Origin of the sequence: Microbacterium aquimaris (assembly GCF_039531285.1) — a bacterium.
Classification (GTDB): Bacteria; Actinomycetota; Actinomycetes; order Actinomycetales; family Microbacteriaceae; genus Microbacterium; species Microbacterium aquimaris.
In genome coordinates this window covers 75790-96602 of record NZ_BAAAPT010000001.1, presented here as the reverse complement: position 1 = coordinate 96602, position 20813 = coordinate 75790, and the positions used below count along the sequence as shown (strand labels likewise).

Sequence of the window (20813 nt, the reverse complement as noted above, 5' to 3'; positions counted from 1 at the left end):
GTGCTCGCAGACATCGCCGCCCAGGACGTCCTCGACGGTTCTGAGGCCGTCACGCCCCCGCGGACGCTCATCGATATCTTCCGCGACACCGTCGCGCGGTATCCGGAGGCTTCGGCGCTGGACGACGGTGCCGGGGCGCTCAGCTATGGGGAGCTCTCCGCGCTCGTGTGGCGCACCTCCGCGCGCCTGCACGACGCGGGCGTGCGTCGAGGAGACCGGATCGGGGTGCGGGTGCCTTCCGGCTCCCGCGACCTCTACGTCTCCATCCTCGGTGTGCTCGCCGCCGGCGCCGCGTACGTCCCGGTCGACGCGGACGACACCGACGAGCGCGCCGCTCTGGTGTTCGGCGAGGCCGCGGTGACCGGGATCATCGGGGCCGGCGGTGTCTACGTGCCCTCCGCGCCGGCCGAGCACGGGGAGACGGCCCCGGCGGCGGCGCGTCTCTACGGCGACGCCGACCCGCATCCGAACACCCACGCCGTCGCCGCGGTTCCGCCCCCGACCGTCGAGGACGACGCGTGGATCATCTTCACGTCGGGCTCGACGGGTGTGCCCAAGGGCGTCGCCGTGACGCATCGAAGCGCGGCGGCGTTCGTGGACGCCGAGGCGAATCTCTTCCTTCAAGGCGCGCCCCTCGCGCCGGGGGATCGCGTTCTGGCCGGCCTGTCTGTGGCCTTCGACGCCTCGTGCGAGGAGATGTGGCTCGCATGGCGGCACGGAGCGTGTCTGGTCCCCGCCCCCCGCTCGCTGGTGCGCTCGGGCGACGACCTCGCACCCTGGCTGCTGCGTCAGAGCATCACCGCGGTGTCGACCGTGCCGACGCTCGCGGCGATGTGGCCGGGGAGTGCGATCGAGAACGTGCGCCTGCTCATCTTCGGTGGCGAGGCGTGTCCGCCCGAACTGGCCGCCCGCCTTGCGGCGGATGACCGCGAGGTCTGGAACACCTACGGCCCCACCGAGGCGACCGTGGTCGCCTGCGCCGCGCCGCTCGGCGGAGACGGTCCGGTGCGCATCGGCCTACCGCTGGACGGTTGGCGGCTCGCCGTCGTCGATGCCGAGGGCGCCCCCGTGGGTGAAGGTGAGGCGGGGGAGTTGATCATCGGCGGGGTGGGGCTTGCGCGCTACCTGGACCCCGAGAAGGACGCGCAGAAGTACGCACCGATGCCCTCGCTCGGGTGGGAGCGCGCCTATCGCTCCGGCGATCTCGTGCGCTACGAGCGCGAGGGCCTGATCTTCCAGGGGCGTGCCGACGACCAGGTGAAGATCGGCGGCCGACGAATCGAGCTCGGCGAGGTCGAGGCTGCTCTCGGCGACCTTCCCGGTGTGACCGCGGCGTGTGCGGCGGTGCGTAAGACCGAGGCGGGTGTGTCCGTCCTGGTCGGCTACATCGTCACCAGTGCGCCGCTGGACCGTGCGTCCGCGCGCGCCCGGCTGACCGAGCGCCTCGCCGCCGGTGTCGTCCCGATCCTCGCGGAGGTCGACGATCTGCCGGTGAGGACCTCGGGGAAGGTGGATCGGGCGGCCCTGCCGTGGCCGCTGCCCGGTGCCGACGATGTCGCGGCCGCGGGCATGACCGACGATGAGGCGTGGCTGGCGGAGCAGTGGCAGGCCGTCCTCGGCATGCCGGTGACCGACCCGTCCGCGGACTTCTTCGACCTCGGCGGCGGGTCGCTCGCGGCCGCCCAGCTCGTCTCCCGCATCCGCGTGCGGGTTCCGGAGTTCTCGGTCGCCGACATCTACGATGTGCCCCGCCTCGCGGCGATGGCCTCGGCGATCGGCGCCGTGGCCGCCGCAACGCCGGCGGGCGAGTACTCGACGCCGAAGCCCACGCCGCGTCGGATGCAGTGGATGCAGTCGGTCCTCGGGGTGCCGTTGTTCATCGTGACCGGCGTGCGCTGGCTGCTGTACCTGCTGACCGCGAGCGCGGTTCTGCGACTCGTCCCCGGGTTCGAGGTGCTCCCCGCGGTGCCTTGGTGGCTGCTTTTGGTCGGTCTGGTGCTGTTCGCGACGCCGTTCGGTCGGATGGGGATCGCCGCCCTGGCGGCGCGGGTGTTGCTGGCCGGCCTGCAGCCCGGGGACTATCCGCGCGGAGGCTGGGTCCACCTGCGGCTGTGGTTGGCCGAGCAGTTCGCCGATCAGATCGACGCCGTGGGGCTGGCCGGTGCACCGTGGGTGACCTATTACGCGCGCATGTTGGGCGCGAAGATCGGCCGTGACGTCGACATGCATACCCTGCCGCCGATCACGGGCATGCTCGAGGTGGGGCCGAGGGCATCGATCGAACCGGAGGTGGACCTCACCGGGTACTGGATCGACGGCGACCAGGTGCGCATCGGGCCGGTCCGCATCGGCGCAGACGCCGCGGTCGGCGCCCGCAGCACCCTCGCACCCGGAACGCGCATCGGGCGTCGCGCCGAGATCGCGCCGGGTTCGGCCGTGTTCGGTCGGGTGCGCGCCGATCAGAAGTGGGCGGGGTCGCCGGCGGTCCGTGTGGGTGCCGCCGGAGACGACCGCTGGCCTGAGGACGCCCCGCCGCCGGCGCGGGGTTGGTTGTGGGCCTATGCGATGTCGTCGCTGTTCCTCGCACTCCTCCCGATCGGCTCGTTCGCCGTGGGGGCACTGGTCGTGGCGGCCGGTGCCCGTGGCGCGGACACGCTCGGCGGGTCCTACCTCGTCGCTGTGCTGTGGCTCGTTCCGGCGGTGCTGGCCGCCGGTGTCGTCTACGCCGGCGCGGTGGTCCTCGGGGTGCGTGTGCTCGCGCTCGGCCTCGAGGAGGGCACGCACCCGGTGCGCTCGCGCACCGGATGGCAGGTCTGGACCACCGAGCGTCTCCTCGACTCGGCGCGGCAGTTCCTCTTCCCGCTCTACTCGAGCCTTTTCACGCCGGTGTGGCTCCGGATGCTCGGGGCGCGGGTCGGGAAGAACGTCGAAGCGTCGACGGTGCTGCTGTTGCCGTCGATGACCCGCGTCGAAGACGGCGCCTTCCTCGCCGACGACACCATGGTGGCGTCCTACGAGCTGCGCAAGGGGTGGATGCGCATCGGCAAGGTGCGCATCGGCAAGCGCGCCTTCCTCGGAAACTCCGGAATGGCCGGTCCCGGTCACCGCGTTCCCAAGGACGGGCTGGTGGCTGTCCTGTCTGTGGCCCCCGCCAAGGCGAAGGCAGGTTCGTCGTGGCTCGGGTCGCCCGCCGTGCGGCTGCGGCGCGTTGCGACAGAGGTCGACGAGAGCCGCACGTATCGTCCCGGCGCGGGGCTGCGCGTCGCGCGGGCGACATGGGAGCTGCTGCGGATCGTCCCGGTCTTCGTCAGCTGTGCGCTGGGACTCTCGGTGCTCTACACGCTGGCGGCGCTGTGGGAGACGCTGGGCCCGCTGTGGACCTTGATCCTCTCGGGACCGGTCCTCATGCTGGCCGGCGGTGTCGCGGCGGCGGTCTCCACGGTCGCCAAATGGGTCATCGTCGGCCCGATCCGCGCGGGTGAGAAACCGCTGTGGTCGAGTTTCGTCTGGCGCACCGAGGTCTCCGACACCTTCACGGAGATGGTCGCCGCGCCGTGGTTCGCCCGGGCGGCGGCCGGAACACCCGCCCTGGCGGTGTGGCTGCGCTCCCTGGGGGCGAAGATCGGTCGCGGAGTGTGGTGCGACTCGTACTGGCTGCCCGAACCTGATCTGGTGACCCTCGGCGACGGATCGACGGTCAATCGTGGCTGCGTTGTGCAGACGCACCTCTTCCATGATCGAATCATGAGCATGGATGCCGTCGAACTGGAGTCCGGGGCGACCCTCGGGCCGCACAGTGTGATCCTTCCCGCCGCGACGATCGCCGCGGACGCGACCGTGGGCCCCGCCTCGCTGGTGATGCGCGGCGAGAGCGTGCCGGTGGGCTCGCGCTGGAGCGGCAACCCGATCGGCCCGTGGCGTGCGGTGAAGGTCCGCGCCTACCAGACGACCTCGTGAGCGACGCCTATACGCCCGGCAGCGGCGACGACTCATACGACGTGGAGTCGTACGATCTCGACCTCCGGTACGCCGTGCGCACGAACCACCTCGAGGCGCAGGCCACGGTCAACGCCGTCGCCGCCGTCGACGTGCGCACCGTGTCGTTGGATCTGGTCGGCCTGCGGGTGAGCCGGGTGACCGTCGACGGGGTGGCGGCCAAGCACAGCCAGGGCCCGCGTGCCGTCCGGGTCACCTCCCCGCATCCGATCGCCGCGGGCGAGCCGTTTTCGATCGATGTGCGCTACTCCGGACGGCCCTCCCCTCGCCGGTCCGCGTGGGGGCCGATCGGCTGGGAGGAGCTGGAGGACGGGTCGCTGGTGGCCTCGCAGCCGATCGGCGCCCCCACGTGGTTCCCGTGCAACGACCGGCCGGACAACCGGGCGCGGTTCACGATCGCCGTCACCGCAGACACCGGCTACACGGTCGCGGCCACCGGTCGGCGTGTGTCGGTGACCAAGCAGGGCCGGGCGACGCGGTGGGAGTTCCGCAGCGACGTGCCGACGGCGACCTATCTCGCGGCGGTGCACGTGGGCCCGTACCGGCAGAAGCCGTTGGGACCGGCCACCGTCTTCGCCCCGGGCGGGCTGCTCGCCGAGGCCCGTCGCGCACTCGGGGACGTGCCTCGGATGATCGCGTGCTTCGAGCGGCGTTTCGGGCCCTATCCGCAGGAGGCGTGCACGTTGGTCGTGACACCCGACGACCTCGAGATCCCGCTGGAGGCCCAGGGGCTTGCGGTCTTCGGTGCGAATCATCTCGACCCCGAGCACGAGCGATTGATCGCCCACGAGCTCGCCCACCAGTGGTTCGGCAACAGCGTGGGCATCGGCCAGTGGCGGGACATCTGGCTCAACGAGGGTTTCGCCTGCTATTCGGAATGGGTGTGGTCGGAGGACTCCGGCGGGCCCTCCGTCGACGATCTCGCCGAGCAGTTCCATATGCAACTGGGCGATCTGCGCCAGGACATCGTGATCGGTGACCCCGGACCGGATGTCATGTTCGACGACCGTGTGTACAAGCGGGGGGCGCTCACCCTCGAAGCACTGCGCCGCACGCTCGGTGAGGCGGCGTTCGATCGGATCCTCCACGAGTGGACCGCGCGGCATCGCCACGCGGTGGTGGCGACCGAGGACTTCATCTCCCTCGCGGAATCGGTCGCGCAGCGCCCGATGGGGGCGTTCTTCGACGAGTGGCTCGCGTCGCGGCCGCTTCCCCCGCTCCCCCCTCGCTGATCACCACGGGCGAGGTCACGCGCTGCGCCACGCGGCGCTGAGCAGGACGCCGGTGGGCCCGTCCAGATCACGTCCCCGGACGATGTCCGCGCCGTCCCATGCGGCGGTCCAGCCGTTCTCGGAGGGGGTCACTCGGGCCAGATCGGCGCGGAGGCCGCGGCCCTCGGCTTTCGCCGCCGCTTCGATCCGCACCCAGTCCCGCAGGGTGCCGACGCCGAGCACGCCCGAAGGATCAGCAGACTCACCGGCCTGCGCGTCGATGCCGAATCCCACGAGTCCGCGACGCTCCATCACCGCGACGACGACGCCCACGACACGGTTCATGCCGTCTCTGACATACGTCGCGGACGCGAGCGCATCCGTGCCCGTGAGCAGGGGCGCGCCGTGATCGCCGCCGCACCGGGGGCACACCCGCGAGATCTCCGCCGTCGGCACGAGGTCGCCCAGCAGCGCATCGGCCACTTCGCGTCGGCGCGGACCGGTGGCCGCGGCCCACGCGACCCGGATCGGCGTCATCTCACACGCCGGAGTCGTGTTTCTCGGTCGCGACGATGCCCGAGCCGGGGTTCCCGGTGGAGAGATGCACGACGGAGAACTCGCCGGTGTCCAGCGCCGAGACGCTTCCGAGGTAGGAGCCCGGGATGCTCCCGGTCGCGAGGGCGAGTTCGGCGACGATATCGGGGAGGACGGGGCCGTGGCTGCACAGCAGGGCGGGTCGCCGGGCGCGCACGCGTTCGCCGACGACGCGGCGTGCGTCTGCCCGACCCTCCTCCCACGCGTCCTGGCTGATCGCCGGCTCCAGGTGGACCTTGCCTCCCGACGCCGCCGCGAGCGGGCGTACGGTCGACGTGCAGCGCAGGGACGGGCTGGAGATGATTTTGCGCACGCCGAAGGCGAGCAGCGGGCCGACCAGTTCCTGGGACTGGCGACGCCCACGCGGTGCCAGCGGGCGTTCGGTGTCGCTGGCGCCCTCGAAGTCGTCGCGTGAGATCGCCTTGCCGTGGCGCAGGATCACGAGGGGGAAGGTGCGCAACGCGCCCTGATCGAGCTTCGCGCGGAACTTCTCCACGATGTCCACGTCGACGGGGTAGCTGAGACGCTTGAGCGCCTTCTTGGGCGAGACCCACTCGAGTCCGGCGATCTCTTTGTTGGGCACGAAGGTACTGGCCTTCACCGCGGCGTCGGTCGCTTCCGCCGCCCAGTAGTGGACGATCTTCTCGCGCGAACTCGGGAGCCGGTAGTGAGAGATGCCGACGTGCACGCCGAGGCTGACGCGGATGCCGGTCTCCTCCTGGATCTCGCGCACCGCCGTCTCCGGGAGCGTCTCGCCCGGGTCGACTTTTCCCTTGGGAAGGCTCGCGTCGCGGTACTTCGTGCGGTGCACGAGGAGGATGCGCAGCTTGCCGTCGACGACGCGCCACACCACGCCTCCGGCGGCGTAGACGACGGGCGCCGTCATCGCACCGCTCGCGCGCGGCGGCGACGGCGCACGTCGTTCATCGTGCGGTCCTGGAGATCCGGCAGCGGGGCGCCGTCCTTGTCCTGCCAGTGGCGTGTCCACTCCGCGTCGGGCCCCAGCCACCAGGAACTCGTGTGGTCGCTCATCGCGAGGGTGAACAGATCGTCGATCTCGCGCAGGTGCGCGGGCGCGACGATGCGCACGAGCGCTTCGATGCGGCGGTCGAGGTTGCGGTGCATCATGTCGGCGCTGCCGATGAACACCTGCGGGTCGCCGTCGTTGTCGAACGAGAAGATCCGGGAGTGCTCGAGGTAGCGGCCGAGGATGCTGCGGACGGTGATGTTCTCGCTGAGTCCGGCCACGCCGGGACGAAGCGAGCAGATCCCGCGCACCCAGATCTCGATCGGAACCCCCGCCTGGCTGGCACGGTAGAGGGCGTCGATGATCTGTTCGTCGACCATCGAATTCACCTTGATGCGGATGCGCGAGGGCTTGCCCGCGAGCGCGTTCTTGCGCTCCTTGTCGATCCGTCGCAACAGTCCCTTGCGCAGGTGGAGCGGAGCGACCAGCAGGCGCCGGAACTTCTTCTCGATGGCGTATCCGCTCAGTTCGTTGAACAGGCGGGTGAGGTCGCGGCCCACTTCGTCGTCGACGGTGAACAGGCCGAAGTCCTCGTACAGGCGGCTCGTCTTCGGGTTGTAGTTGCCCGTGCCGACATGGCTGTAGTGGCGCAGGACACCTTCTTCCTCGCGGATGACGAGCGCGAGTTTGCAGTGGGTCTTGAGGCCGACCAGGCCGTAGACCACGTGCACACCGGCCTTTTCGAGCTTGCGCGCCCAGACGATGTTGTTGGCCTCGTCGAATCGCGCCTTGACCTCGACGAGTGCGAGGACCTGCTTGCCGGCCTCGGCCGCGTCGATGAGCGCCTGGATGATCGGGCTGTCGCCCGATGTGCGGTACAGGGTCTGCTTGATCGCGAGGACGTGGGGGTCCTTCGCGGCCTGCTCGAGGAAGGCCTGCACGCTCGTCGCGAAGGACTCGTACGGGTGGTGCACGAGCACATCGGCCTTGCGGATCGTCGTGAACACGTCGTTGCGCTCGTTGTTGTCGCCGGGCTGGAACGCGACGGCGGTCGTGGGCAGGTGGGGTTTGTAGTGCAGATCCGGGCGGTCGATCTTGGCGAGGCCGAACAGCCCGCGCAGATCGAGCGGGCCGGGGAGGCGATAGACCTCCTGCTCGGTGATGTCGAGTTCGTTGACCAGAAGCTCGAGGGTGAGGTCGTCCATGTCGTCGGTGACCTCGAGCCGGATCGGCGGACCGAAACGGCGCCGCATGAGTTCGGCCTCGAGCGCCTGGATGAGATTCTCGGTCTCGTCCTCCTCGATCACGAAGTCCTCGTTGCGGGTGAGGCGGAACGCGTGGTGGTCGAGCACCTCCATACCGGGGAAGAGGTCGCTGAGATTGTTGGCGATGAGGTCTTCGAGCGGCAGGTAGCGCACCCGCTCTTCGTCGCGGGAGACCTCCACGAACCGGGGGAGCATCGGCGGCACCTTCAGACGCGCGAATTCCTGCCGTCCGGTGCGGGCGTTGCGGATGCGGATGGCGAGGTTCAGCGAGAGTCCGGAGATGTACGGGAACGGGTGTGCCGGATCGACCGCGAGGGGCATCAGGACGGGGAAGACCTGCGTCTGGAAGTAGGTGTAGAGCTTCGCGCGGTCGTCGTCGTCGAGGGCGTCGTACGAGAGGACTTCGATGCCTTTGTCGGTCAGGCCCGGCTTGACGAGGTTGGTCCAGGCAGCCGCGTGACGCACCTGGAGGGCATGAGCCTCGGCGGAGATGTCGGCGAGAACTTCGTGCGGGGACCGCCCCACGTTGGTCGGTACGGCGAGGCCGGTGACGATGCGGCGCTTGAGGCCCGCGACGCGCACCATGAAGAACTCGTCGAGGTTGCTGGCGAAGATGGCCAGGAAGTTCGCACGTTCGAGAAGCGGCGTGCTCGCATCTTCGGCGAGCTCGAGCACGCGCTGGTTGAAGGCGAGCCAGCTCAGCTCGCGATCGAGATATCGGTGCTCGGGCAGATCCGCATCGAAACTCTCCGACTGGTCGAAGTCGTCGTCGTCCGCATCGCCGAGGCCGGCGTCGAGCACCCCTGGTTCGATCATCCTCACATCATTGCAGGACCCAGGTGACGCGGGCGTGAACGCGGCGCGTCACGACGCGTCGCCGCGCTCGCGCGGCGGGGGCACCTGATCCTCTTCGTACACATTGAAGCGGTATCCGACATTGCGAACGGTGCCGATCAGCTGCTCGAGGTCGCCGAGCTTGGCGCGCAGGCGCCGGACGTGCACATCGACGGTGCGCGTGCCCCCGAAGTAGTCGTAGCCCCACACTTCGCTCAGCAGCTGCTCACGGGTGAAGACCCGCGACGGATGTGTCGCGAAGAAGTGCAGCAGCTGGAACTCCTTGTACGTCAGGTCGAGCGGCTTGCCGTGCACCTTGGCCGAGTAGGAGGATTCGTCGATCGATATCCCCGATGTCTGGATACGGCTCGAGCCCTGGTCCTGACTCTTGCGCCCGACGGCGAGTCGGATGCGCGCGTCGACCTCGGCGGGGCCGGCGGTGACGAGGATGACATCGTCGACGCCCCAGTCCGTCGACACCGCCGTCAGGCCACCCTCGGTGACGATGAGGATGAGCGGTGCGTCGGCGCCGGTGGTGTTCAGGATCTTGCTGAGCGACTTCGCGCCGACGAGGTCGGCCCGGGCGTCGATGAAGATGACATCGGCGCTCGGGGCGTTCACCAGCTGCGCGGCTTCGGCGGGGATCTGACGCACCCGGTGGCTCAGCAGTTCGAGCGAAGGCAGGACGGGGCCGCCCCCTTGTGCGGAGCTGAGAACCAGAAGCTGTGCCAAGACGCCATCCTCTCGACGCCGATCACGCCGTGGGCCCATATTAGGGCTTGGGCGCGGCATGCTCCGAATGCGCCGCTTGGCGCAGGGTCGTCGTGTGGGGGACAATGGCGATGATGTCCACTCCACCCCTGGCCCCGCGCTCGACCTTCGGCGGTGTCATCGCCGTCTGGATCGTCGCCGCGGTCGCGGGCGTCTCGATCGGTCTTTTCGTGCCCTCGGAGTGGCGCGCGGCCTGGCTTCCGCTGGCTCTGGGCGGGTGTTTGATCCTCGCCTTCGCCGTGCAACTCGGTTATGGACGTCCGCACCGTTTCATCCAGCGCGTGGCCGCGAGCGTGGTCGGCGCACTGTTGATCCTGGGCGTGATCAGCCTCGGGTTCGGTCTGGCCGCGGTGGTTCCGGGATAGAGTGGACGTATGGATCTCGTCGCGCTGGAACTGTTCTTCATCGGCCTTCTGGGCCTGGCGTCGCTGGCGATCGTCTTCATCTCCGGCGTCGTCGTCAAGAACCTGTACCGCGGTCAGCGCTGACGGAACGCGTCGTGCTCGAGCTGCCGACCGACCTCCCCGCCGACCTCGCCCCGCTCTCCTGGCTCATCGGCGTGTGGGAGGGGGACGGGTTCCTCGACTACACCGCCGGTGACACGCGATTCTCGGGGGAGTTCACCCATCGGGTGAGTTTCCGTCACGACGGTGGAGCCCACCTCGCCTACTCCGCGGACGCGTGGACGACAGGCCCCGCGGCGGAACGTATCCCGCTGGTCTCCGAGGTGGGCTTCTGGCGCCTGGACCGACCCGCCGTCGACACCGACGCGGGCCCGGCCCTGCTTCCGCCCCGATCGACGGCGCCGACGCGCACCGCCGACGATGTCGAAAAGCTCCGCAACGCGGAGGGGGGCTTCGACATCCAGGCCCAGATCGTGCACTCCGACGGGATCGGCGAGCTGTACCTCGGGCAGATCACGGGCCCGCGCATCGACCTCGCCACCGACGCCGTCGTCCGCTCGGCGGGTGCACGGGAGTACGCCGCGGCGACCCGCATGTACGGACTGGTCGACGGGCACCTGCTCTGGGCGTGGGACATCGCCGCCCTCGGGACCGACCTGCGTTCCCAGGCGTCGGCCCGACTGGCCCGCGTGGAGTGACGCGGATGGTGGATCTCGGTCGCATTCCCGGTGCCGTCGTCGACGACGGGGTGCTGCAGCATGCCGGCTCGCCGCTGGCGGAGCAGCGCGCGCTCTCCTCGGGCCGCGCCGTCGACGTGCTCGGCGATCGACGTGTGATCGCGGTGACGGGGGAGGACCGGCTCTCGTGGCTCGATTCGATCTCCTCGCAGGAACTGCGCGCGCTCGAGCCGGGACGCTCGACCGAGACGCTCGTGCTCGACCCGCAGGGACGCGTCGAGCACGCCGCGTCGGTGTTCGACGACGGTGAGACCACCTGGCTGATCGTCGATGCCGCCGACGCCGAGGCGCTGCTGGCCTGGCTCATGCGCATGCGCTTCCGCCTGCGCGTCGCGCCCCGCGACGCCGGCGACGAGTTCGTCGTCGTCGGTGGCGTCGCCGATGCGGTGACGCCATGGGTGGGTCACACGGGCGTTCCGCTGCTATGGCGGGACCCATGGCCGCAGGTGGCCGTCGGCGGCTGGTCCTACGCGGTCGTCGATCCCCACCCGGGCGGGGACCGCTCGTGGACGGAGGGCCTCGTGACGCCGGACGGCCTCGACGCGCTCATGGCGGCCGTGACCTCCGGGGAGGTCGGTGTGGCCGGCCGCGTCGCGGCCGAGGCGCTGCGGGTCGCGGCGTGGCGTCCCCGGTGGGCCACCGAGGTCGACGGGCGTCTGCTTCCCCATGAAGTCGACTGGCTGCGCACCGCGGTGCACCTCGACAAGGGGTGCTATCGCGGGCAGGAGACCGTCGCGAAGGTGCACAATCTCGGCCACCCGCCGCGGCGGCTGATCTTCCTGCAGCTGGACGGCAGTGAGAGCGTGCTGCCCGAGCGCGGCGCCGAGGTCCGAGCCGGTGGCGATGCGATCGGCGAGGTCACCTCTGCCGCCTTGCACTTCGAAGACGGCCCGATCGCCCTGGCACTCGTGAAGCGCGCCGCCCCCGTGCCCGGGGATCTCACCGTCGAGACGCCGGAGGGCGAGATCGCCGCCCGCGCGGAGACGATCGTGCCTCCCGACGCCGGACGGACCGCGGCGATCCCTCGTATGCCCCGGCTGTCACGGCGCACGGGCTCGGGGTGACGTGAGCGACGCGCCGCCACCTCTGACCGAGGCCATTCCGGTCGGATGGCGTGCTCAGCTCGACCCCCGACCGCGTCTGCGGCGGCTGCGGGAGTCGGCGAACGCCATCCTGCAGATCGTCGTCGCCGCGACGGTGGCGTACTCGTTCGCGCACGAGGTCCTGGGGCATCCCGCTCCGCTGATCGCGGCGACGGTGACCGTCTCGAGCCTCGGTCTGGTGCGGGATGCCCGGCCGCGGCGGGTGCTGCAGACCGTGCTGGGCATGCTCGTGGGCATCCTCGTGGCCGAGCTCATCGCGATGGTCGCCGGTTCGGGATGGTGGCAACTGTCCCTCGCGTTGGCGTTGACGATGACGGTCGCGCGTCTGCTCTCCTCGCACGCCGGCTTCACGATCGCCGCGGCCATCCAGGCGATCATCGTGATCGTGGTCCCCGCCGAGGCGCCGTTCCTGCGCCTGATCGACGGGGTCGTCGGCGGTGTCGCGGCGCTCGCGGTGACGGCACTGATCCCACGCAACCCGCACAAGGCGGAGAGGCGCGACGCGGCCGCGCTGTTCGCGGCCACCGGCAAGACGATGGACACCCTCGTGCAGGCGTTGCGTCGCGGCGATCGACTGCGTGCCGAACGTGGCCTGCAGCGGGCCCGCGCGCTCCAGCGCCACGTCGACCGGTGGTCCGACTCGCTGGATTCGGGACTGTCGATCGCTCGGATCTCGCCCTTCCTCCGGCGGGCGCGCAGCGAATTGCAGCGCCACGAGGGTGTGAAGCAGGCGATGGATCTCGCGACGCGGAACCTGCGCGTCGTCGCCCGGCGGGCGGTGTACCAGACCGATGACCGCCGCCCACGGGTCGTCGTGGCCGAGGTGCTGGCCGAGATCGCACGCGTCGTCGCGCTCGTGGAGGACTCACTCGACGACATCGCGCTCGAGCCGGCGGCGCGCGAGGCGGGGAAGGCCGTCGCGGCACGTCTGGACCCTCGGGCGATCCTCCCGGACGGCGATCTGGGAGAGCACAATCTCATCGTCGCGATGCGGCCCCTCGTGACCGACCTGCTCGCGGCGACGGGGATGACCCCGGACGACGCCCGGGCGTGCCTACCGCGGCTCTGAGGACCTCAGCACCGCGGCCCCACCACCTCCCACGGCACGGTGACCTCTCCGAGCCGCCAGCGTCCACGATCACGGATAGGCCACCCCGCCGCCGAGACGAGGGCGAGCGTGCGTCGCCATCGGTGCACCGGGCCGAAGGCGCCCTCGGGCGCGGCGCGATCCCACGACGCGGACAGATCCCGGAGGAACCGGTGCACGGGTTCGCCCTCGACGTTGCGGTGGATGAGGGCCTTGGGAAGGCGCTCGGCGGCGACGGCGGGCGAGGCCAGGCCCGCCAGGCGCAACGAGATCGTCAGCGACACAGGACGGGCGCCCTCGTCGACGGCGACCCAGGTCGAGACCCGCCCGATCTCGTCACATGTTCCCTCCACGAGCAGACCACCGGGTTGCAGACGTGTACTCATCCGGCCCCAGGCGTCCGCGACGTCCGCCTCGTCATATTGGCGGAGCACGTTGAAGGCACGGATGACCGCAGGACGCCGGCCTTCGGGGAGAGGGACCTCGAAGCCGCCGCGGGCGAAGGAAACCGTCACGTCGTGGGGGAACCCGGTCACTCCCGCCCGAACCCTGGTCATCTGCGCGTTCGCGCGGTCTACGCGGCCCTGGTCGATCTCGAGACCGACGACCTCCGCATCCGGCCGCGTCCGCACGAGCCGTGAGTGCAGCTCGAGGGCGGTGACGGCGCTGGCGCCGAAGCCGAGATCGACGACGACCGGGTCGTCGGCGCGCCGCAGGACCGGGTGTCGGGCGATCCAACGGTCGACACGTCGGAGGCGGTTCGTCCCGGTCGTCCCCCGCGTCGGCCTCCCTATCGGGGCGGCGTGTCGAGAAGCGGAGGGAGAGGCCACGACACCATCCTCGCAGTCAGTAGGATTGCGGGTATGAGCGAGCCCTACACGCTGATCCTCCTCCGTCACGGTCAGAGCGAGTGGAACAAGACCAACCAGTTCACCGGCTGGGTCGATGTCCGCCTCACCGACCAGGGCAAGTCCGAAGCCGCGCGCGGCGGCGAGTTGCTGGCCGAATCGGGCATCCTCCCCGACGTGCTGCACACATCGTTGCTGAGCCGGGCGATCCAGACCGCGAACATCGCGCTGGACACGGCCGACCGCCTGTGGATCCCGGTCAAGCGCACGTGGCGCCTGAACGAACGCCACTACGGCGCTCTCCAGGGCAAGGACAAGGCCCAGACGCTGGAGGAGTTCGGCGAGGAGCAGTTCATGCTCTGGCGCCGGTCCTTCGACGTCCCGCCGCCCCCGTTGGCCGCGGACGCCGAGTACAGCCAGTCCGCCGATCCGCGTTACGTCGGCATCGACGGCGACGTGCCCGACACCGAGTCGCTCAAGCTCGTCATCGACAGGATGCTGCCGTACTGGCACAGCGACATCGTGCCCGATCTGCAGGCGGGCAAGACCGTGCTGGTCACGGCGCACGGCAACTCGCTTCGCGGCCTCGTCAAGCACCTCGAGGGCATCAGCGACGACGACATCGCCGCGCTGAACATCCCGACCGGCATCCCGTTGGTCTACCGACTCGGCGAGGATTTGGCCCCCCTCGGCCCCGGGGAGTACCTGGACCCGGAGGCGGCCGCGGCGGGGGCCGCCGCGGTGGCCTCGCAGGGCAAGGGCTGACCTGGATCCACGAAAGGGCGGGCACCGGATCTCCGGTGCCCGCCCTTTCGTGCGTCGGTCGAGGTCAGTCGTCGGCCACGCCGGTCGTGTCGATCTCCTGGTCGTGGGTCGCCCAGTCGCCGGTTGCGAGGTAGACGACCTTCTTCGCGACCGAGACGGCGTGGTCGCCGAAGCGCTCGTGGAAGCGGCTGGCCAGGGTCGCGTCGACGGTCGCCGAGGCCTCGTGGTCCCACGAGTCCGAGAGGACCTTCTCGAAGACGCTGACGTGCAGCGCGTCGATCTGGTCGTCGATCTCGCGGATCTCCTCCGCCAGGGCGAGATCCTCGCTGCGCAGCAGCTCGGTGAGCGTGCGTGCGGCGGCCACGTCGAGCTCGCCCATCTTCGTGAATGTCGCCTTGAGCCCGTGCGGGACGACGCGTTCCGGGAAGCGCATGCGGACGAGCTGGGCGACGTGCTCGGCGATGTCGCCCATGCGCTCGAGCGAAGCGCTCATCCGCAGGGCGCTCACCACGATCCGCAGGTCGCGGGCGACAGGCTGCTGTCGGGCGAGGATCTCGATGGCCAGCTCGTCGAGGGCCACCGCCTTCTCGTCGATGATGATGTCGGCCTCGATGACTTCTTCGGCGAGAGCCACGTTGCTCTTCTCGAACGCGGTGGACGCCTTGTCCATCGCGATCGTGACGAGCTCGGCGATCTCGACGAGACGTGACTGCACGTCCTCGAGGGACTGGTGGAAGACTTCGCGCATTGCAGCACCTTTCGTTGGTCGTGCGGGGTGCGGCCCCGGCGATTCTCCTGAGACAAGGTGAACGGACGGTTCCCCCGGGGTGAATAGTACTGATCTTGCGTGCTCGGCATCCGGGCTTGCGTGAATCGCGCGTTCCCGCTCCGTTTACGCTGGTCGAATGACCACGACGGCTGCCGCGCTGCTCGCGCTACTGGTCGGTGCGGTGATCGGCGCCGGCATCGCGGTCGTCATCTTCCTGTCGTTGCGTGAACGTGACCGCGCGCGTGCCCAGGTGTCGCGGGCGATCCCGGAAGGCATCCAGGAGGTCCTGCACGGTATGGAGGATCCCGCCGCCATCGTCGACGCGTCCTTGACGGTCCTGGCATCTTCGCCCGCAGCCGCGCCCTACGGCATCGTCGAGGCCGTCGCGCTCACCGCAGACGAGCTGCGACAGGTGTCCCGGAAGGCTCGGGACTCCGAGGGGGTCGCGACGGAGACGTTCCGGCTGATGCGCGGGGCCGCGCCCGCCGAGTCCCGCCTGGTGACCGTGCGCGCGACCAAGGTCTCGCCGCGGCTTACGCTCCTGGTGCTGCGAGACATCACCGAGCGCGAACGCGTCGAGCAGATGCGTCGTGATTTCGTGGCCAACACCAGCCACGAGTTGAAAACCCCGGTGGGGGCGGTGAGTCTGCTGTCCGAGGCGATCGAGTCGGCCGCCGACGACCCCGAGCAGGTGCGGATCTTCGCGTCCCGGCTGACCGGCGAGGCCCAGCGGCTCGCCTCGTTGACCTCCCGCATCATGAACCTGTCGCGCCTGCAGGCCAGCGACGAGCTGACCGAGATGCGCGAGGTCCCCGTCGACGAGGTCTTGACCTCGGCCATCGAGGCGAGCCTGATCCAGGCGGCTGCGGCGAGCGTCGAGATCGTGCGCGGGGGAGACCGGGACCTTTATGTGAGCGGTGATGCCCAGGTGCTCTCCGAGGCGCTCAGCAACCTGATCACCAACGCGATCGCCTACTCCTCGGAGGGGAGCAAGGTCGGTGTCGGAGTCAAGCGCGTCGACGACGTCGTCGAGGTGGCCGTCACCGACCGGGGCATCGGCATCCCCGAAGCCGACCAGCAACGCATTTTCGAGCGCTTCTACCGCACCGACCAGGCCCGGTCCCGACGGACGGGCGGGACCGGGCTCGGCCTGTCGATCGTCAAGCACGCCGTCCAGCGTCACGGCGGCGAGGTGCGGCTGTGGTCGCGTCCCGGCCGCGGCTCGACGTTCACCATCGTGCTTCCCCTCATCGAGGCGCCGATCGAGGCGACCCCGGGTAAGCGGAAGAAGAAGAACAAGATGAAGGCGTCCAAGAACGGAGACCACCGATGACACGCGTTCTGATCGTCGAAGACGAACCGGACCTCGCCGACCCCCTGGCGTACCTGCTCCGGCGGGAGGGGTACGAGGTCGAGACCGCCGAGGACGGCGCGCTCGCCCTCACCGCGTTCCGAGAACGCGGCGCAGACATCATCCTTCTCGACCTGATGTTGCCCGGGATGCCCGGGACGGAGGTGTGCCGTCAGGTGCGCACATCCTCACAAGTGCCGATCATCATGCTGACGGCGAAGGATTCCGAGGTCGACATCGTCGTGGGGCTCGAACTCGGAGCCGACGACTACGTCACCAAGCCGTATTCGACACGGGAGCTCCTCGCGCGTATGCGCGCCGTCCTGCGCCGCAACGCGCAGGCCGAGGCCGACTTGGAGGACCACATCCTCGAAGGAGGGCGGGTGAGCCTCGACATCGACCGACACACCGTCTCGGTGGACGGGAACGAGATCAGCATGCCGCTGAAGGAGTTCGAACTTCTCGAGGTGCTGATGCGCAATGCCGGTCGCGTGCTCACGCGAGGGCAACTCATCGACCGGGTCTGGGGCACCGACTACTTCGGCGACACCAAGACCCTCGACGTCCACATCAAGCGCATACGCTCGAGGATCGAGCAGAGTCCCAGCGATCCGACGATGCTCGTGACCGTGCGCGGGCTGGGGTACCGGTTCGAAGCGTGAGCCCCCACCGATGAGGAAGGCCCCGGGGATCCCGGGGCCTTCCTCATCGGTCGATCGTGCTCAGGGCACCAACGGTGCGAGGTAGTCCTGTGCGCCGTCGAGGACGGGGATCGGGACCACGGCGGTCTCTCCGTCTCCGGACTGGAACGACATCGGGATGTCGGTACCGGGCATCGCGCCCCCGAGGTCTTCGATCAGGAGCGGTTCGGTCTCATCGGAGCCGAGGCTGACGACGGAGTTGGCGGGAACGCGGACGGTGGCCGATCCGATCGAGCCGGCCTCGCCGATGTCGATGCGCAGCGTGTGCGCCGACCCAGTGCCGTTGACGACGGCCGCGACGAGGTTTCCCTGCTCGCCGTCGTCGCTGACGACGAGGACGTTGCGCACCTGCAAGGGGCCCGAGGTGTCGGGGACCATCATCCCGTCACCGGGGGAGTACTGAATGGTGGTGGCCTGCGTGGAGATCATGCTGCAGCCGGTCGCCCCGAGGACGACGGCCGCGCCGAGCGCCAGAGACGCCAGTCGTCGCGCAGTGCTGCGGTTGTTCGAGATCACGGATCCTCCCGGGACGGATGACGGCATCGTCTCCGATTCTAGGGTGTCCCGCGCCCGACCGCCGACCCGCCGGTTCTGCGTCGCGCTGCGGATGCGGCGGAGAACTCTAGCGCATGTCGCCTGTGGTATTCTGGAGGTTGCCGAAGGGACATAACTCCATGCTTTTTGAGGTTGGCGAAACCGTCGTTTACCCCCACCACGGAGCGGCGACCATCATCGAGGTCAAAGACCGTGTGATCAAGGGCGAGACGAAGAAATACCTGAAGCTCAACGTCACCCAGGGGGATCTGGTCATCGAGGTTCCGGCCGAGAACGTCGACCTCGTCGGCGTCCGTGACGTGATCGGCAAGGAGGGCCTGGACAAGGTCTTCGAGGTTCTGCGCGCTCCCTTCACCGAGGAGCCCACCAACTGGTCGCGTCGGTACAAGGCCAACCTCGAGAAGCTCGCCTCCGGCGATGTGATCAAAGTCAGCGAGGTCGTCCGCGACCTGTGGCGTCGTGACCAAGACCGTGGTCTGTCCGCCGGTGAGAAGCGCATGCTCGCCAAGGCCAAGCAGATCCTCATCTCCGAGCTTGCGCTCGCAGAGAAGACCGATGAAGACAAGGCGAGCGTCATGCTCGACGAGGTGCTCGCGAGCTGATCGTCCCGGTAGCGTGATGCCGTGAGCATCACCCCGGTTCCGCATATCGCCGTGATCGTCGTCGCCGCGGGCGACGGGACTCGGCTGGGCGCCGGCGGGCCCAAGGCCCTCGTCGGTGTCGACGCGCACACGATCCTGCGCCATTGTCTGCAACGCGTGTTCCAGGCGCCGCCCGCGCAGGTCGTGGTCGTCGCGCCGGCGGGCCGTGAGGGCGACGCCCTCACCGACGCCGTGGAAGCGGCAGGCGGGCGTCGCGACCTCGTGACCGTCGTCACGGGCGGGTCGTCCCGGCAGGCGTCGGTGCAGGCGGGACTGTCCGCGCTGTGGGCCGACATCCGGCTCGTCCTTGTGCACGACGCCGCACGCGCGCTCACCCCGCCGCAGGTCTTCGCACGCGTGATCGAGGCGCTCGAGGCCGGTGCCGCAGGCGTCGTCCCCGTGTTGCCGGTGATCGACACGATCAAACGCGTGGACGACGACGGCGTCGTGGTGGGGGCGGTCGACCGTGCGGAGCTGTCGGCGGCGCAAACGCCGCAGGGTTTCCGCCGGGAGGCCCTGGACGCCGCGTACGCGCGCGCGGCGAGGGAGCACACCGACGACGCCGCCCTCGTGGCCGAAGCCGGAGGCGAGGTGTCCGCCGTGGCCGGAGACCCGCTCTCGTTCAAGATCACCACCCCCGCCGACCTCGAGCGCGCGCGGCACCTCGTCGCCGACGCTCCCGTGCCGCCGCGGCGCTCCCGCGTGTCACCGGGCGAGGACAGCGCGCGGGTGGGTGTCGGCACGGATGTCCACGCGTTCGGGCGGGACGGCCGGCTCCGGCTCGCCGGACTCTCTTGGCCGGACGAACCGGCGCTCGTGGGGCACTCGGACGGCGACGCCGTGGCACACGCCATCGTCGACGCCCTGTTGTCGGCCGCTGGACGGGGAGACATCGGCACGCACTTCGGAACCGCGCGACCCGAGTACGACGGCGCTCACGGCGAGGCGTTCCTGCGCCGGACGGTGGCGATCCTCGGGGAGGCGGGCTGGCGGGTCGGCAACGTCGCGGTGCAGCTCCAGACGAACCGGCCCAGGTTCTCCCCGCGCCGTGTCGAGGCCGAACGCGCTCTCTCGCATGCACTCGGTGGCGCGCCGGTGTCGGTCTCGGCGACCACGACCGACGGGCTGGGGTTCGCCGGACGGGGGGAGGGGGTGGCGGTCACCGCCGTCGCCCTCGTCGTCCGCGCCTGAGGACGCGACGGGTCTGGGTCCAAGGCTCGTTCTGGGCGAGCTCATCCCTCCACGGCGAAGGGTTCCGGGTCGCGCGGTGCGCGTGAGCCCCACGCCAGCAGCGCGAGCCCCGCCGCGAGGACGCCCAGCCCGACCAGGGCCGGGAGGGGGAGGCGCTCGCCGAGGACGACCACACCCAACACCGTGGCCGTCAAGGGTTCACCCAGGGTGAGGGTGGCCGCCGTCGCCGCGGTCAGGCCGCTCAGTCCCCAGGTGAAGAGGGTGTAGGCCGCGGCGATCGTCGCCAGGCCCAGCCAGAGTGCGACCGCGAGTCCCGCAGGATCGGCGAGCCAGGACAGATCGACGAAGAACGCCGCGCCGAGCGCGAGGACGCCCGCGCCCGCGCCCATCGCCCCGACCAGGAGGAACGGATCCCAGCCGTCGTCGAGCAGGCGTCGCTGTGCGACCGCGATCGCGGCGAAACTGGCGCCCGCCCCGATGGATCCGGCAAGCCCCGCCGGGTCCGTACCGGCTTCTCCACCGCCCGCGGCACCCAGCACCACGACACCGGTCGTGGCCAGCGCGGTCGCGGCGAACCAGGTCGCGGTGGGACGGCGGCGGGTGAGGAGCCACTCGGCGACGCCCGCGAGGATCGGTGCCGAACCCAGAGCGACGACCGTGCCCGCCGCGACGCCGTTCTGCGCCGTGCCCAGGAAGAACAACGGTTGATAGACGGCGAGGGCCAGCCCCGTCAGTGCCATCAGCGCCCATGCCCGAGGCGTCAGGCCCGGACGAGGTGCCGGCGCCCGGCGCGCGCGACGCGCAGCCACCGGGAAGGCCACCGCGGCGACGGCGACCCCGCCGAACAGGATGCGTGTCACACCCACCGACAAGGGTGTGGTCCCCTCCGGGCCGAGCGCCTGCGCGGTGCCGGTCGTGCCGAACAGCATGGCGGCCACGAGGACGGCGAGAACGTAGAGCACCACCCCGTTGTACCCCACGGGGGCCGCCGCGAGAGACGGGCGGGTGTGCGGCGCGCCGCGG

At 70.1% G+C, this 20813-nt stretch carries 19 protein-coding genes; 11 read left to right on the top strand and 8 right to left on the bottom strand.

Annotated elements, in window-relative coordinates; genetic code table 11:
- Positions 1–3957, top strand: a complete 3957-nt coding sequence (locus ABD204_RS00490) for a Pls/PosA family non-ribosomal peptide synthetase (protein WP_194422783.1) — start codon at positions 1–3, stop codon at positions 3955–3957.
- Positions 3954–5228: a M1 family metallopeptidase gene (locus tag ABD204_RS00485; RefSeq protein WP_194422782.1), complete on the top strand. Its 1275-nt coding sequence runs from the start codon at positions 3954–3956 to the stop codon at positions 5226–5228. Before ABD204_RS00490 ends, ABD204_RS00485 begins: the two co-directional genes overlap by 4 nt.
- 15 nt (positions 5229–5243) lie before the next feature.
- Here ABD204_RS00485 and ABD204_RS00480 read toward each other — a convergent pair whose 3' ends face one another.
- Genes ABD204_RS00480 through ABD204_RS00465 form a run of 4 tightly spaced genes read right to left on the bottom strand, consistent with a single transcriptional unit; the run spans position 5244 to position 9599 of the window.
- Positions 5244–5744, bottom strand: a complete 501-nt coding sequence (locus ABD204_RS00480; RefSeq protein WP_194422781.1) for a chemotaxis protein CheY — start codon at positions 5742–5744, stop codon at positions 5244–5246.
- A gap of 1 nt (position 5745) precedes the next feature.
- A complete protein-coding gene (locus ABD204_RS00475) occupies positions 5746–6687 on the bottom strand; it encodes an NUDIX hydrolase (RefSeq protein WP_194422780.1) in 942 nt (313 codons plus the stop codon).
- Positions 6684–8849: an RNA degradosome polyphosphate kinase gene (locus ABD204_RS00470; RefSeq protein WP_194422779.1), complete on the bottom strand. Its 2166-nt coding sequence runs from the start codon at positions 8847–8849 to the stop codon at positions 6684–6686. The genes ABD204_RS00475 and ABD204_RS00470 overlap by 4 nt, the downstream gene beginning before the upstream one ends.
- Before the next feature lie 48 nt (positions 8850–8897).
- A complete protein-coding gene (locus tag ABD204_RS00465) occupies positions 8898–9599 on the bottom strand; it encodes a winged helix-turn-helix domain-containing protein (protein ID WP_194422778.1) in 702 nt (233 codons plus the stop codon).
- A 113-nt stretch (positions 9600–9712) separates the two neighbouring features.
- On the opposite strand from ABD204_RS00465, the gene ABD204_RS00460 reads away from it, so the two are divergent.
- From ABD204_RS00460 to ABD204_RS00445, 4 genes are all read left to right on the top strand, one after another.
- Positions 9713–10003: a hypothetical protein gene (locus tag ABD204_RS00460; RefSeq protein WP_194422777.1), complete on the top strand. Its 291-nt coding sequence runs from the start codon at positions 9713–9715 to the stop codon at positions 10001–10003.
- Positions 10004–10137: 134 nt separating this feature from the next.
- Positions 10138–10740: a heme-binding beta-barrel domain-containing protein gene (locus tag ABD204_RS00455; RefSeq protein ID WP_194422776.1), complete on the top strand. Its 603-nt coding sequence runs from the start codon at positions 10138–10140 to the stop codon at positions 10738–10740.
- Between the two features lie 5 nt (positions 10741–10745).
- Entirely contained in the window at positions 10746–11843 is a 1098-nt protein-coding gene (gene ygfZ / locus ABD204_RS00450; RefSeq protein WP_194422775.1) for a CAF17-like 4Fe-4S cluster assembly/insertion protein YgfZ, read from the top strand.
- A 1-nt stretch (position 11844) separates the two neighbouring features.
- Entirely contained in the window at positions 11845–12951 is a 1107-nt protein-coding gene (locus tag ABD204_RS00445) for an FUSC family protein (RefSeq protein WP_322597663.1), read from the top strand.
- A gap of 5 nt (positions 12952–12956) precedes the next feature.
- Here the strand turns inward: ABD204_RS00445 and ABD204_RS00440 are convergent, their stop codons facing one another.
- The gene (locus ABD204_RS00440; RefSeq protein WP_194422774.1) at positions 12957–13799 is read right to left on the bottom strand and encodes a class I SAM-dependent methyltransferase; all 843 of its coding nucleotides are present in this window, start codon (positions 13797–13799) and stop codon (positions 12957–12959) included.
- Between the two features lie 33 nt (positions 13800–13832).
- Between ABD204_RS00440 and ABD204_RS00435 the strand changes: the two genes are divergently transcribed.
- The gene (locus ABD204_RS00435; RefSeq protein ID WP_194422773.1) at positions 13833–14582 is read left to right on the top strand and encodes a phosphoglyceromutase; all 750 of its coding nucleotides are present in this window, start codon (positions 13833–13835) and stop codon (positions 14580–14582) included.
- A 64-nt stretch (positions 14583–14646) separates the two neighbouring features.
- On the opposite strand, the gene phoU is transcribed toward ABD204_RS00435, so the two are convergent.
- A complete protein-coding gene (gene phoU, locus ABD204_RS00430) occupies positions 14647–15330 on the bottom strand; it encodes a phosphate signaling complex protein PhoU (RefSeq protein ID WP_194422772.1) in 684 nt (227 codons plus the stop codon).
- A 157-nt stretch (positions 15331–15487) separates the two neighbouring features.
- On the opposite strand from phoU, the gene ABD204_RS00425 reads away from it, so the two are divergent.
- Both ABD204_RS00425 and ABD204_RS00420 read left to right on the top strand, forming a co-directional pair.
- Positions 15488–16684 carry a sensor histidine kinase gene (locus ABD204_RS00425; protein WP_194422771.1) on the top strand — a complete coding sequence of 399 codons (1197 nt, stop codon included), beginning with the start codon at positions 15488–15490 and terminating at the stop codon, positions 16682–16684.
- Positions 16681–17364 carry a response regulator transcription factor gene (locus ABD204_RS00420; protein WP_194422770.1) on the top strand — a complete coding sequence of 228 codons (684 nt, stop codon included), beginning with the start codon at positions 16681–16683 and terminating at the stop codon, positions 17362–17364. Before ABD204_RS00425 ends, ABD204_RS00420 begins: the two co-directional genes overlap by 4 nt.
- 60 nt (positions 17365–17424) lie before the next feature.
- On the opposite strand, the gene ABD204_RS00415 is transcribed toward ABD204_RS00420, so the two are convergent.
- Positions 17425–17946 carry a DNA modification methylase gene (locus tag ABD204_RS00415; RefSeq protein WP_194422769.1) on the bottom strand — a complete coding sequence of 174 codons (522 nt, stop codon included), beginning with the start codon at positions 17944–17946 and terminating at the stop codon, positions 17425–17427.
- Positions 17947–18077: 131 nt separating this feature from the next.
- Here ABD204_RS00415 and ABD204_RS00410 point away from each other — a divergent pair, with 131 nt between their 5' ends.
- Both ABD204_RS00410 and ispD read left to right on the top strand, forming a co-directional pair.
- On the top strand, positions 18078–18560 hold the full coding sequence (locus tag ABD204_RS00410; protein ID WP_071044454.1) for a CarD family transcriptional regulator: 483 nt from the start codon (positions 18078–18080) through the stop codon (positions 18558–18560).
- Between the two features lie 21 nt (positions 18561–18581).
- Positions 18582–19790, top strand: coding sequence for a 2-C-methyl-D-erythritol 4-phosphate cytidylyltransferase (gene ispD / locus ABD204_RS00405; RefSeq protein ID WP_194422768.1), 1209 nt, complete (start codon positions 18582–18584; stop codon positions 19788–19790).
- Positions 19791–19831: 41 nt separating this feature from the next.
- On the opposite strand, the gene ABD204_RS00400 is transcribed toward ispD, so the two are convergent.
- Positions 19832–20752, bottom strand: a complete 921-nt coding sequence (locus ABD204_RS00400; RefSeq protein ID WP_194422767.1) for a DMT family transporter — start codon at positions 20750–20752, stop codon at positions 19832–19834.
- Positions 20753–20813: the final 61 nt, after the last annotated feature.

Coding starts and splice junctions, on each gene's coding strand:
- ABD204_RS00480 (WP_194422781.1), bottom strand. CDS start 5,744: ATGACGCCGATCCGGGTCGCGTGGGCCGCGGCCACCGGTCCGCGCCGA.
- ABD204_RS00475 (WP_194422780.1), bottom strand. CDS start 6,687: ATGACGGCGCCCGTCGTCTACGCCGCCGGAGGCGTGGTGTGGCGCGTC.
- ABD204_RS00470 (WP_194422779.1), bottom strand. CDS start 8,849: ATGATCGAACCAGGGGTGCTCGACGCCGGCCTCGGCGATGCGGACGAC.
- ABD204_RS00460 (WP_194422777.1), top strand. CDS start 9,713: ATGTCCACTCCACCCCTGGCCCCGCGCTCGACCTTCGGCGGTGTCATC.
- ygfZ (WP_194422775.1), top strand. CDS start 10,746: ATGGTGGATCTCGGTCGCATTCCCGGTGCCGTCGTCGACGACGGGGTG.
- ABD204_RS00435 (WP_194422773.1), top strand. CDS start 13,833: ATGAGCGAGCCCTACACGCTGATCCTCCTCCGTCACGGTCAGAGCGAG.
- phoU (WP_194422772.1), bottom strand. CDS start 15,330: ATGCGCGAAGTCTTCCACCAGTCCCTCGAGGACGTGCAGTCACGTCTC.
- ABD204_RS00425 (WP_194422771.1), top strand. CDS start 15,488: ATGACCACGACGGCTGCCGCGCTGCTCGCGCTACTGGTCGGTGCGGTG.
- ABD204_RS00420 (WP_194422770.1), top strand. CDS start 16,681: ATGACACGCGTTCTGATCGTCGAAGACGAACCGGACCTCGCCGACCCC.
- ABD204_RS00415 (WP_194422769.1), bottom strand. CDS start 17,946: ATGCCGTCATCCGTCCCGGGAGGATCCGTGATCTCGAACAACCGCAGC.
- ABD204_RS00410 (WP_071044454.1), top strand. CDS start 18,078: ATGCTTTTTGAGGTTGGCGAAACCGTCGTTTACCCCCACCACGGAGCG.